We start from the raw sequence: 12,403 nt of genomic DNA, 5'->3' as shown, positions 1-12,403 counted from the left end.
TGAGCCAAAGGAGCAACACCCATGACCACCCTGACCACCGAGCGCATCCACATCAGCAGCAAGACCGTCCACCAGGTCCGGTCCACCCAGCCCAGCAGAGGCACCAGGATCATTCTGCGCACCGCGGATGGCACCGACGTCGAGCTGCCAGACGAGGTGCAGGCGGTCCTCCACCAGACGCTGGCCGCCCTCGCGGAGCGTGGGCGGGTGAGCATCGGCACCACCCCAGAGCAGCTCACCAGCACCGTGGCAGCTGATCTGTTGGGCGTCTCGCGCCCCACGTTGATGAAGTTGGCCCGGGAGGGTGCCATCCCGTCCTTCAAGGTCGGCAGTCACACCCGATTCCACCGTGATGACGTGATCGCTCTCAGGGATTCCCGCGAGCGTGAGCGGATCGCTGCTTTCGAAGCACTCCGGGCCTTCGACGAGGAGCACCCGGAGCTGTCTGACTGATCGGACCAGGCATGCAGGCGCCACCGCCCACTACCGATGTCGCCTGCGTGCTTGTGAAACGGTGTCGCGCCCCGATTGCCGACAGCTCGACGAGTCATTGCTCAAGGCTGGTTGCCCCATGTTCGCCGCTGTTGTCCGGCAGGCTCTCCGCACGATCGCTCTGAAGTCCGCAGCCCGCCAGTCCTACGGCTTGATGAATGACTGAGCACACGCCCGACGGGACGGTGCGCCTCCGCCCCACAACCCTGTCTGACGCTGAACAGGTCAGCTGCTGGGTCTCCAGCGCCGAGGAGCTGTTGCTCTTCGCCGGCCCCAGACTGGCCTTTCCTCTTGAGCCGCAGGCCCTGCTGGACACCGAGTCCGAAGGGTGGCAGGTGCGCTCGCTGTGGGTGTACGGGGAGCTGGTGGGCACCGGCTCCTTCATCCTGCGGGATGACGCGGTGCACCTTGGGCGTCTGCTGGTGGATCCCCGGCGCCGCGGCGAAGGACTTGGGCGAGTCCTGGTCACCGAGCTGCTCGAGCATGCCCGGCTGCACAGCCCAGAACTGGCGAGGTCTCTGCGGGCGACGTTGAACGTCTTCGCCGACAATGCGCCCGCGCGGAGACTGTACGGATCGCTGGGCTTTGCTGTTGTCGAGGAGTCGGTGCAGGCCGGGCGCACGACGCTTGCGATGGAAATGCCGCTCCGGCCGGACATCGAGCACGTGGCGGTGATGGCCCCGCAGGTGCTGGCGCGGCACCCCGAGGTGCAGTGGTTGGTGGAACCGGGCGACGACGACCAAGCGCTCCGGCTGCACCTGCGTGTTCCCGGCAACCCGCGTCGCGTGGCGCTGCTGGAGGTCCTCCCGACGGCATCGGTCTTCTTGGGGCATGTGGCCGGGGCAGGAACTGGGCCGGACTTCGCCGACATGGGCCCCGAGGAAGTGGAGGAGGTCTTCACGGAGTACGTCGACCGACTGTGCGCGGTCCTGTTGGGACCCACCACCGTCAACCACGTGTGGCGCGGCAACCGGCTGCACAACACGCGCGTCACCGGCAGTCGCGAGGGAGCGGGCGACTCCATCTCAGGCGAGTTCTTCGGGCTCCGCCGACGCGTGCTGAGGCGTTTCGAGGTGGACTTCGACGAGACGACGCTGCACTTCCCGGACGACGTCGTGCCGACGACCTGGCGCCCGGGTGATCCGGTGGAGCCTTATCCAGTGGATGCGCCGGACAACTGGTGGAGAACCCCGTGACGGATCAGGGTCGCGCTGCCCGGATCCGCTTGCGGGCCTGGCTTCGGGAGATGTGTCTGGCGTCGAGGCGGGGTTCGAGGAGCTGCTCGATCCGCTGCCACGGGATCACGCGACGAATGGCCGCGCACTGGGTGGCTGGCCGACCCTGACCTCCCGCAGCGTCTGCGGCGGCCTGGACCACAGCCGGATCCTCGCCCAGTGCCTCAGCCAACCACAACAGACCGGGCGCGCACTGGAATCGGTTGTAGCCGAGCCGTGCTGGCGTTCCGCGCGACTGCCGCCCAAAGGCTCTGGGGCCGGACAGCTCATTGAACCAGGCCGATAGGTGCTGGCGCTGGCTGCTCCACCAACGGTCCCCCGGCAAGTGGGCTGCCTCATAGGCATCCGAGATGGGGCAGTGTTCCGGCAAGTCCCGGATGAGGCGCGCAAGCTGCCTCCCGCTCATTTCCCCCGACATGCGCGTGAGGGTAGTGGCTGCAGTCCGGGAGCGGGTTCCTTCTCACTTGATTTCGTCACTCGCGCAAAGCCCCTCGAGCGTTCGCCAAAGAGCCTCGTCCACGAGGGTGGCTTCACTCGATCCCACCCGAGGTGGCTTGATGGGCGGCCGCTCGCCCAGCCGAAGCCTGTCCAGCACAGCGTGCGCCGGGAGCTCTGGGTGGGGCAGGGATTCCAGCGCGTTGAGGACATCGTCCTCTGTTGCCTCAGCCTCCCATGCGGCGAGCACACGGAAGGATTCCAGCACGTCCTCGACGGGGTACCAGCCGCGGATCAGGTGGATGACGACGGGCACCAACGCACTGGTTTCTGCGACGGGAATCTGGCCGGGGAGGCCGTCGCGGACGAGCTCCTGGTAGGCGCAGGCATCGGCATGCAGCGCCTCCAGAAAGTAGGCGTGCTCCTCGGGGTCCAGCAGCGGCTCATCGCTGGCAATGTGCCGGAGAGCGTGGCCGCTGGCGGTGTCGGTCAGCCAGTGGCCCAAGAAGACGAACTCCCGGGGATAGCCGCACGATAAGAGCGGCGTCTCCCAGAAAGGCCGATCCTGATCCCGCTCGAACCGGTGCCACGCCCAGGCAAGGTCCCCTTCGACCTCATCCGGGCGCAGCATGTTGAACCGCAGGGGTTGCTCCATGGGCCCAGCATTGCGGGCGGGTCTGACAGTTTCAGGCTGTGCGTCCCTCCCGGAGGCCGGCCATCCAGAGCACCACGTCCAGATGGCGCAGCATCGGGGTTTCCTCCCCCAGATCCACACCGGGACGCTGGGCTCCCGCGACGGCCTGAGCAAGCGCGTCGAGAGTCTCCTTGTCCCGCATGATTGCCGCGAAGGCCGGCCAGTCCTCATTGGCCTGCATGGTCAGCCCCAGGTACTGACTGACGACCGTGTCCCGCACGGGGAAGAGCTTGGGCCTCTTGCGGGCACAGATCTTGGATGCCGTCACCCACTTGTTGCCTTCGAGCCGCTCCTTCACAAAGGAGTACAGGGCACCCATTGACTCCGCATGAGCTTCAGCGTCCTCATCGCCAAGGTCCCACTGTTCGTCAAGGTTCCGCAGGAAGTCTGCCCCGTCATTGCTCTCGAAGCGACGGATTCCCCGTGGCGAGACACTCACCGACAACGTGGTGATGGCAAGCAGGTCTGCCGGCGTGATCCGGTGCGGGTCATTGCCCTCCAGGGTGGTGAACGTTGCCCCGGCGTAGTTCCCGTCAACGGCGTAGTAGCGCGCCAAGTCTTCCGGCGCGTCGGGTGAGGAGACGGCCCGGCGGGCGCGCACCACTGCGCGCGCGTTCACGGCATCGTTGGGTGTCCACCATTCGCTGTTCATCACTGTGATTCCTGTCTTGCACGGTGTGGGCAGCAGTGCCCACACCTTCCGGGGTGATGGCGGAAGCATCTCGGAACGAACCGAGGGGTGCCCAAGAACACGACCCCAATTAAGGTGCTCATCAGAATCAGGGACCCATCAGGTGGTCCAGCTGGGCGCCCAGGTCCTCCCCCGCTAGCCTGAGCCCAGACCACACAAGGAAAGTGACTGCTCCGCGATGACTGCGACTCTTGCTCCCGGCTCCATCGTCGTCGTCCGCGACGAGGAGTGGCTTGTCACCCAGGTGCGTCAGACCAGCGACGGCCAGCTGATCACGGTCCAGGGTCTCGGCGAGCTGGTCCGCGGAACGTCAGCGACGTTCTACGAGTCGCTGGACACCATCGAGGTGCTCGACCCTCGCGATGCGACCCTCGTCGCCGACGGTTCGCCCCGCTATCAGAACGCGCGCCTGTGGTTGGAGTCCACCATTCGCAAGACGCCGCTGCCGCTGACGGACCAGCGTCTGACGGTCAGCAAGGAAGCTCTCGCGGACCCGCTGGAGTACCAGCACAATGCCGTGCGCAAGGCGCTGAGCCCGGAGGCATTGCGGCCCCGCATTCTGCTGGCCGACGCTGTGGGTCTGGGAAAGACGCTGGAAATCGGCATGATCCTGTCGGAGTTGATCCGCCGGGGCCGGGGCGAACGCATCCTCACCGTGTGTCCCCGCCATGTCCTGGAGCAGATGCAGAACGAGATGTGGAGCCGCTTCGCCATTCCGTTCGTGCGTCTGGACTCGGTGGGCGTGCAGCGGGTGAAGCAGAAGCTGCCGGCCACGCGCAATCCGTTCACCTTCTTCAACCGTGTGATCATCTCCATGGACACGTTGAAGCAGGAGCGTTTTGCCAGCGACCTGCGTCGGCATCGCTGGGATGCGGTGGTAATTGACGAGTCTCACAACGTCACCAATTCCTCCACGCAGAACAATCGGTTGGCGCGCGTTCTGGCCCCCAATACCGATGCCCTGATCCTTGCCTCGGCCACGCCGCACAATGGGCGCAAGGAGTCCTTCGCGGAGCTGGTCCGGCTGCTGGAACCGACGGCTGTCACACCTGACGGCGAATTGATCGACGACGAGGTCAAGCGGCTGGTGGTGCGCCGCCACCGCAACAGTGACGACGTGGCCCGGGTGGTGGGGGCCGACTGGGCGGAGCGCAAGCCCCCGCAGCACATTGCGGTCACGGCATCACCGGCCGAGGATGCCGTCGCCCAGGAGCTGGCCGACGTGTGGCTGCACCCTAAGGACGGCCCGTCGCCCTATTCCGGGCAGGTGAGCACGCTGTTTCCGTGGACTCTGGCCAAGGCCTACCTGTCCTCCCCCGCCGCGCTGCGCGAATCCTTGAAGGAACGCCTGCGCAAGGTGGAGAACGGGGCCACGGACAAGGAACAGACTGAAGCACGGGCGCTGCGTCGTCTGCAGGAACTCAACGACGCCACGTGGCATGAGTCCGGCAAGTTCGACGAGCTGGCGAAGTACCTCAAGTCCATCAAGGTGACGCGCACCGGCACCAATCGGGCCGTCGTGTTTGCCGAGCGCGTCCCCACCTTGCACTACGTGCAGCAGCGGCTGATTGACGAGCAGGGCTTCAGGGAAGAGCAGGTTGCGATCCTGCACGGTGGCCTGTCCGACGTGGAGCAGCAGGAGATCGTCGACAGCTTCAAGCAGACCACCTCTCCGATTCGGGTGCTGGTCACGGGTGACGTCGCCTCCGAGGGCGTGAACCTGCACAAGCAGTGCCATGAGCTGATCCACTACGACATTCCGTGGAGCCTGATCCGCATTGAACAGCGCAATGGCCGTATTGATCGCTACGGCCAGCGGGAGAATCCCCAGATCACGTCGCTGCTCCTGATTCCGTCCGCCGAGGACTTTTCCGGTGACGTGCGTATCCTGCACCGCTTGTTGGAGAAGGAGGACGAAGCGCACGCCGCGCTCGGCGATGCCGCCTCTCTGATGGGTGAGTACTCCGCCGAACGTGAGGAGGAGGCCATCAAGCGGGTCCTCGCAGGCAAGCAGGATCTGGACAGCGTGGTGCGCAGTGTCTCGTCGGTGCAGCAGCCGGAGGTGGATTCCATCACGGCGCTGTTCGCCCAGCTCGCGCAGGCGGCCCCGTCAAGCCCGCCGCAGGCCGAGCCGGACGCGTCCACTCACCTGTACGCCTCCAGCGTCGACTTCCTGCGCGAGGCTCTCGTGGCCGCCTACCAGACGCCCGAGGCGACGGAACCGGCTGGCGGTGTTTCCTGGCAGGAGATGCCCGACGAGGACCTGGTGGCCTTCCAACCACCCAAGGACCTCCAGCAACGCCTCGAAGTCCTCCCCCAGAGCTATCTGGAAGAACGCAAGGTCCGGGATCGGCTGCTCCTGGCCACCAGCAAGCGCAAGGGCAAGGAGCTGTTGGAAGCCGCCCTGAGCGATGCGTCGGACTCGTCATGGCCCGAAGCGCTCTACCTGAGCCCGCAGCACCCGGTGCTGGACTGGGCCGCGGACAAGGCCTTGGCCAATCTGGCTCGCAACCAGGTCTTCGTGGTGCGGGGCGACGTGACCAGCCCCACCTTGCTGCTGGTGGGCACCCTGACCAATCGGCACGGGCAGACCGTGGCCGCATCGTGGGTGAATGTCACCTTCCCCAATCCGGTCAATCCGGCGTTCGCCATGGCCGAGGTGGTGGAATCTCCGGCGGATCTCTTCCGGACTGTGGGTTTTGCCAGCACCATGGTGAACCCCGGTGCCTGCGCCAACGTCGAGCAGTTGCAGCCACTGGTGCGGCACGGCGTTGACCAGGCCGAAAGCCAGATGAACCTGCAGATGGAGGCCGCTGAGCAGGAGGCTCGGGCCCGGATCCATGCGTGGAGCGAACGCACGTCGCAGTGGCAGCAGCAGGCCAATGAGCTGGCCCAGCGTCTGGACTTGAAGGAGCGTCGCCTGTCGGTGCTCCAGGAGGAGGAGTTGATCCGGGACATGGCCCCCACGCAGCGCCTGGTGCGCCCGTTGCTGTTGGTGCTTCCGCAGGATCATGCCGTCAGTGAGGGGAGCCGGTAGTCATGCCGATCAGCGATGCCTTTGTGGTGGGCGAGGACTTCCTCAGCGAGCACTACTTCAACAGCGACGCCAACAACGAGTCCTTCCGCAAGCTGGTGTTGGAGCGCCGCAAGGAGTGGGAGCAGGCCAAGCAGGATGGTCTGGAGACCTCCCGCAGCCGTTTCACCGCGGCCCGGGGCGAGCTGGCGGTGCAGATTGCCGCGCTCTACACCGATGCCGATGACCAGGGGAACGTTCGCCCGGCACAGAGTGTCCCGGCCGTGACGGAGGTGTACGAGCGGCTGCTTGCCGTCCTCGGCTACCGCGGCGCCGGGTTGACCACCCACGTCGAGGGCCCGGTGACGTGGTTCAACACGCCCGGCGTGACCGAAGCTGCACCCCTGGCGGTGGTCATGGCCATGCCTGCCGCGACGGTGGATGATGTCTTCGCCAAGGCCGATGAGCACCCCCTGCACCTGACCGAGCCGTGGCAGGTGGACGAGCGCACGACGGAGACCCTGGCTACCAGGGCGATCTCCCGGATCTTCCTGGCCGATGATGCGCCCAGCTTCGTGCTGTTGCTGGCCGGCCGCTTCGCGCTGGTCACCGAGCAGGCCCGCTGGGCCGAGGGCCGCTACCTGGCGGTGGACCTGCAGGCGGTGTGCGACCGCAATGACGGCAAGCAGGCCGGCGAGATCGAGCGGATGCTGACCTGTCTTGAGGCCAACTCTCTGGCGCCCGACGCGGACGGCCAGGTCTGGTGGACCGGCACCCTTGAGGACTCCGTGAAGCACACCGTCGGTGTGAGCAAGGACCTGCGTGAGGGGGTGCGGCGCAGCATCGAGATCATCGCCAACGAGGTGGTGGCTCGGCGCCGTGCCCAGGGCTTGCCGCCGCTGCCGGCCAGCCAGGCCCAGCCGCTGGCGCGCCAGTCGCTCCGCTTCCTGTACCGGATCCTCTTCCTGCTCTACGCCGAGGCCTCCCCCGAGCTGGGGGTGCTGCCCACTGGCGCCCCGGAGTACGACGCTGGTTACAGCCTGGATCGTCTGCGCGAGCTGACGCTCACCACCTTGTCCTCGCAGAAGTCCAAGCAGGGCACGCATTTCTACGACTCGCTCGAGGTCCTCTTCCGCCTCGTGGACCAGGGCCACACCACCACCCCGACGGCCGAGCCCACCGTGACGGCGGCCGAGCCCGTCGAGGCCCCCGACGACCAGACCCTCACCTTCCACCCCCTGCGCGCTGATCTCTTCCTTCCGCAGTCCATTGCCCTGATCTCGGAGACGAAGCTGGGCAACGAGGCCCTGCAGCAGGTGCTGCAGAAGTTGCTGCTGAGCGCGGAGACCAGGGGCAGGGACCGCGGCTTCATCAGCTATGTGGATCTGGGCATCAACCAGTTGGGCGCCGTCTACGAGGGCCTGATGAGTTACACGGGTTTCTTCGCCGAAACCGACCTCTATGAGGTGGCGCGCGACGGAAATCCGGAGAAGGGGTCGTGGGTGGTTCCGGTGGAGCGGGCCCAGGGCATCGACGCCAAGGACTTCGTGAAGCGGAAGGATGTGGCCACTGGCGAGGAGCAGCCGGTGATCCACAAGCAGGGCCAGTTCGTCTACCGACTGTCGGGGCGTGCGAGGCAGCAGTCTGCGTCGTATTACACGCCCGAGGTGCTCACGAAGTTCACGGTGGGTCAGGCTCTGGAGGAGCTGTTGGACCAGGACGGCGTCACTACGCCCGCCGAGGACATTCTGGGCATGAGCATCTGCGAGCCGGCGCTGGGTTCGGGGGCCTTTGCCATTGAGGCGACGCGGCAGTTGGCGGAGCAGTACCTGAAGCGACGTCAGGACGAGTTGGGTGAGCGCATTGCCCCGGAGGACTATCCCCGCGAGCTGCAGCGGGTGAAGGCCTATATTGCGCTGCACAATGTCCACGGCGTGGACTTGAATGCGACGGCGGTGGAGTTCGCGGAGATCACGCTGTGGCTGGACACCATGGCCGAAGGCTTGCAGGCGCCGTGGTTCGGCCTGCACCTGCGCCGCGGCAATTCGCTGATCGGCGCCCGACGCGAGCTGTACTCCGCCGATGATGTGAAGACCAAGGCCTGGCTGGGCAAGCAGGGAAAGTCCCTGCCGCTGACGGACCTGGCCGAGCGCATTACCACCGACGCCACCGGCCCGACGGCCGCCTACGGCAAGATCCACCACTTCCTGCTGCCCGCCGAGGGCTGGGGTGCGACGGCGGACTCCAAGGAGGCGAAGGCGCTGGCCCCGGAGCGGGTCGTCGCGGTGAAGGACTGGCGCAAGAAGCTGAAGACCAAGCCGACCCCCGCCCAGATCAAGACCCTGCAGGCCATCGCCGTCCAGGTGGAAGAGCTGTGGACGATGGCTCTGCGCCGCCTGACCGTTGCGGAGCAGCAGTCCCGCCGCGACATCCCCGTCTGGGGCATGGACCGCGGTTCCCTGAGCTCGTCGAAGGGGATCGAGGGCACAATCCCCAAGCCGGTCCAAAGCACGATCCCTGAGCCTGTCGAAGGGTCGCCCGCGCACCCCACCGCGACCCCCGAGCACCCCACCCCGATCCCCGAGCCTGTCGAGGGGCACGTCTCCCGTGAGCAGATCGAGGAATCCCTCGCCGACCCGAACGGCGCCTTCCAGCGCCTCAAGCGCATCATGGATGCTTGGTGCGCCCTATGGTTCTGGCCACTGACCGGTGACGAGATCACCCCGCCCACGTTGGCCGGGTGGCTCAGTGCCTGCCAGATGATCCTGGGCGCCGCGGTCACCGAGAAGTCCAGCAGGAAGCACTTCCAGGATGATCAGGTGCTCAGCCCCGCCGACGAGTGGGCGCACTTGGCCGAGCAGGAACGTTTTGTACTGGCCGGCGCCAATGCGAAGTCTGTTGAGGCAGCACTGGAGCTGCACCCGTGGCTGCGGGTCTGTCAGCGAATCGCCGATGAGCAGGGCTTCTTCCACTGGCCGTTGCACTTCGCCCCGGTCTTCGGTCGCGGCGGCTTCGACCTGCAGGTGGGAAACCCGCCGTGGGTACGCCCCGACAGTGACGTGGACGCCCTTCTGGCCGAGGGTGACCCGTGGTGGCAGCTCAGTGACAAGCCGCCGGAGACTGCCAAGAAGGCTCGGAAAGAGGCAACACTCGCCATCGAGGGCATGCCCGGCCTCGTCGCCTCCAGCGATAGCGAAACCGTTGCCCTCCGCGCATATGTCGGTGCTCGAACGAACTATCCAGAGTTGGACGGTCTACGTCCAGATCTGTACCGCTGCTTCATGGCCGCAACATGGGCACACAACAGCCCGCACGGAATGATTGGGTTGCTGCATCCGGACAGCCACTTTACAGAAGAGAAGGCAGGCACCCTCAGGACTGCAACGTACAGCCGATTGCGACGCCATTGGCAGTTCGGCAATGACTTGAAGCTCTTCGACGACATTGACAACCACGTGGCCTATGGCACCAACGTCTATGGCGGTAACAGACGGGAGCCCTGCTTCCTGCAGGCGAGCAATCTCTACCATCCCGACACCGTCACCGGATCCCGACGTCACAATGGGGAAGGCGAAGCACCAGGCTTCAAGTTCGAGGGCCATTGGGACCAACGCCCTCACAAGGAGCGTATCGAAGAGGTCACCGACAAAGTCCTGTCCGGCTGGCGAGACATCCTCGACCCTGGCCTCAGGGACCCTCGTCGGACCCGCATGTTGTACACGGTCAACCGAGAAGTTGCCGAAGCACTGCAGCAGCTATCCAATGGACCTCGATTGGCGACTCTCGGACTCGCGTTCTCCGCAGGATGGAACGAGACCACCGACCGACAAAAGGGTTACTTCACCCAGCAGTGGGGCGAGCCAGCCTCGTGGGATGAAGTGATTCTCCAGGGCCCACATCTCTTCGTCGGAACCCCGATGTACAAGACCCCCCGCGCCTCCATGAAGTCCAACAAGGACTGGGCCGAGACCGACTTCGAGACCTTGGCCCCGGACGCGATCCCTGTCACGGCCTACAAGCCAGCCGGCGACCCCGCCAAGTACGACCGCGACTACACCCACTGGCCCAGCCCCGAGCCCGACGGCGCCCCCATCCCCGCCCGCAGCCAGTACCGCCTCGCATGGCGGAAGATGGCCGCCAACACGGGTGAGAGGACACTCATTTCAGCGATCATCCCGCCCAGCGCAGCACATATCGACGGCGTGGTAACAGCCTCCGCGTCTACTCTGAAAGATCTCGTGCGTGCGAGTGCTGCGTGCTCGTCCCTGTTGGCCGACTTCAACGTTCGGGCAGCACCAATGGCTAACTTGCGCACGTCCGTGTTGGAGCGGATGCCGCTGATCGGCGGACCCCTACTTGCAGCGACCCTCCTTCGGTGCCTTCGCCTCAACTGTATGACCCATGCATACGCTGACCTGTGGCGCGAGGTCTATGACCCGGCCTTCGCCACCGATTCGTGGACATCGTCGGAGCATGTCTTCTGTGAGCTGGGTGCCGTCGGCCCCGAGTGGACACCCGACACTGCACTGCGTCGGGCGGCTGACCGTCGTCAGGCCTTGGTGGAGATCGATGCCCTGGTGGCGCTGATGCTGGGCGTCACGGCCGACCAGCTCTGTACGGTCTACCGCACCCAGTTCGCGGTGCTCTACGGCTATGACCATGACAAGTACACCTTCGACGCGAATGGCCGCATCGTCCCCAACCCGGTGCTGGTGACCTGGCGCAAGAAGGGCGACCGGACCACCGAGGAAGAGCGCACCCACACCAATGAGGCCGGCAACACCTACGTCTACGAGTTGCCCTTCCAGCCCTACGACCGAGAGCATGACATGCGCGTCGCCTACACCGAGTTTGAACGCCGCCTGGTCGGAATGTCAGGAGAGTCACGGTGAGCACCCCCGATCTCACTCAGGCGCTGGTTGTTGGCGTTGCCTCCAGCGCACTGTTCGACTTGACGGAGTCGGACGCCATCTTCATGGCCCGCGGCAGTGAGGCGTACGAGCAGTATCAACAGGACCACCTGCAGAACCCGCTCCAACCCGGTCCAGCCTTTCCCTTCGTCAAGCGGCTCTTGAGTCTCAATGACCTGCACGACGGTCTCGTCGAAGTCATCGTCATGTCACGCAACAGCCCCACATCTGGACTACGTGTCATGGAGTCCATTGCCCATCATGAGCTCCCCATCTCCCGGGCCATCTTCAGGCGCGGCACTGGGTCGGAGGACTTCATGGAAGCCTTCAACATGTCTCTCTTCCTGTCGGCAAATGGCGACGACGTGCGCAGAGCGGTGGAAAGCGGTCAGCCTGCAGGTCAAGTACTGAAGAGCAGCCCGCGCTTGGAGACGGATGGGAACCAGCTCCGCATCGCCTTCGACTTCGATGGTGTCCTGTCGAGCGACGAATCGGAACGTATCTACGCCGAACAAGGGATCGATGCGTACCAACAGAGCGAAGCCGACCAGGCAGATCTGCCATTGCCAGCCGGCCCGATGCAACGCTTCTTGGCTGCCATCAACAAGATCCAGCGACTCGAGGATGAGCTCGTGGACAAAGACTCCACTTACCAGCGCCGAGTGAGAGTCAGCTTGGTTACGGCGCGGAATGCCCCAGCCCACAAGCGCGCTATCCAGAGCATCAAGAGCTGGGGTCTCCAAGTGGACGATGCGTTCTTCTTGGGTGGCATCCCCAAGACGAAGGTTCTCAACGTGCTGCGTCCGCACATCTTCTTCGACGACCAGCGACGACATCTCACCGATGCCGACCTCGAAGCACCGGCCGTGCACATCCCCTTCGGAATTAGGAACGTCACCACCGATACCTCAGCCCCAGATCAGGAGCAGTGAC

8 protein-coding genes are annotated in these 12,403 nt (G+C 65.2%); 5 read left to right on the top strand and 3 right to left on the bottom strand.

Annotated features, from left to right (window positions below):
* The first annotated feature begins 21 nt into the window (after positions 1 to 21).
* Complete coding sequence (locus ACTQ49_RS05415) at positions 22 to 453, top strand: helix-turn-helix domain-containing protein (RefSeq protein ID WP_441826826.1); 432 nt, start codon at positions 22 to 24, stop codon at positions 451 to 453.
* 197 nt (positions 454 to 650) lie between these two features.
* On the top strand, positions 651 to 1,688 hold the full coding sequence (locus tag ACTQ49_RS05410; RefSeq protein WP_441826825.1) for a GNAT family N-acetyltransferase: 1,038 nt from the start codon (positions 651 to 653) through the stop codon (positions 1,686 to 1,688).
* Positions 1,689 to 1,692: 4 nt separating this feature from the next.
* Here ACTQ49_RS05410 and ACTQ49_RS05405 read toward each other — a convergent pair whose 3' ends face one another.
* From ACTQ49_RS05405 to ACTQ49_RS05395, 3 genes are read right to left on the bottom strand one after another with little or no spacing between them, the layout of a single operon-like run.
* Positions 1,693 to 2,145 carry a hypothetical protein gene (locus ACTQ49_RS05405; RefSeq protein ID WP_441826824.1) on the bottom strand — a complete coding sequence of 151 codons (453 nt, stop codon included), beginning with the start codon at positions 2,143 to 2,145 and terminating at the stop codon, positions 1,693 to 1,695.
* A gap of 42 nt (positions 2,146 to 2,187) precedes the next feature.
* Complete coding sequence (locus ACTQ49_RS05400; RefSeq protein WP_441826823.1) at positions 2,188 to 2,817, bottom strand: hypothetical protein; 630 nt, start codon at positions 2,815 to 2,817, stop codon at positions 2,188 to 2,190.
* Between the two features lie 31 nt (positions 2,818 to 2,848).
* A complete protein-coding gene (locus ACTQ49_RS05395; RefSeq protein WP_441826822.1) occupies positions 2,849 to 3,508 on the bottom strand; it encodes a DUF6308 family protein in 660 nt (219 codons plus the stop codon).
* A 217-nt stretch (positions 3,509 to 3,725) separates the two neighbouring features.
* On the opposite strand from ACTQ49_RS05395, the gene ACTQ49_RS05390 reads away from it, so the two are divergent.
* Genes ACTQ49_RS05390 through ACTQ49_RS05380 form a run of 3 tightly spaced genes read left to right on the top strand, consistent with a single transcriptional unit; the run spans position 3,726 to position 12,402 of the window.
* Positions 3,726 to 6,584: a helicase-related protein gene (locus ACTQ49_RS05390; protein ID WP_441826821.1), complete on the top strand. Its 2,859-nt coding sequence runs from the start codon at positions 3,726 to 3,728 to the stop codon at positions 6,582 to 6,584.
* A 2-nt stretch (positions 6,585 to 6,586) separates the two neighbouring features.
* Positions 6,587 to 11,452, top strand: coding sequence for a class I SAM-dependent DNA methyltransferase (locus tag ACTQ49_RS05385; protein WP_441826820.1), 4,866 nt, complete (start codon positions 6,587 to 6,589; stop codon positions 11,450 to 11,452).
* Positions 11,449 to 12,402 carry a 5'-nucleotidase gene (locus ACTQ49_RS05380; RefSeq protein WP_441826819.1) on the top strand — a complete coding sequence of 318 codons (954 nt, stop codon included), beginning with the start codon at positions 11,449 to 11,451 and terminating at the stop codon, positions 12,400 to 12,402. Before ACTQ49_RS05385 ends, ACTQ49_RS05380 begins: the two co-directional genes overlap by 4 nt.
* The last annotated feature ends 1 nt before the right edge of the window (position 12,403 follow it).

Origin of the sequence: Luteococcus sp. Sow4_B9 (genome assembly GCF_052116585.1) — a bacterium.
Taxonomy (GTDB): Bacteria; Actinomycetota; Actinomycetes; order Propionibacteriales; family Propionibacteriaceae; genus Luteococcus.
This window is presented reverse-complemented; position numbering and strand designations above follow the sequence as displayed.

Coding starts and splice junctions, on each gene's coding strand:
- ACTQ49_RS05400 (WP_441826823.1), bottom strand. CDS start 2,817: ATGGAGCAACCCCTGCGGTTCAACATGCTGCGCCCGGATGAGGTCGAA.
- ACTQ49_RS05410 (WP_441826825.1), top strand. CDS start 651: ATGACTGAGCACACGCCCGACGGGACGGTGCGCCTCCGCCCCACAACC.
- ACTQ49_RS05385 (WP_441826820.1), top strand. CDS start 6,587: ATGCCGATCAGCGATGCCTTTGTGGTGGGCGAGGACTTCCTCAGCGAG.
- ACTQ49_RS05415 (WP_441826826.1), top strand. CDS start 22: ATGACCACCCTGACCACCGAGCGCATCCACATCAGCAGCAAGACCGTC.
- ACTQ49_RS05405 (WP_441826824.1), bottom strand. CDS start 2,145: ATGTCGGGGGAAATGAGCGGGAGGCAGCTTGCGCGCCTCATCCGGGAC.
- ACTQ49_RS05390 (WP_441826821.1), top strand. CDS start 3,726: ATGACTGCGACTCTTGCTCCCGGCTCCATCGTCGTCGTCCGCGACGAG.
- ACTQ49_RS05395 (WP_441826822.1), bottom strand. CDS start 3,508: ATGAACAGCGAATGGTGGACACCCAACGATGCCGTGAACGCGCGCGCA.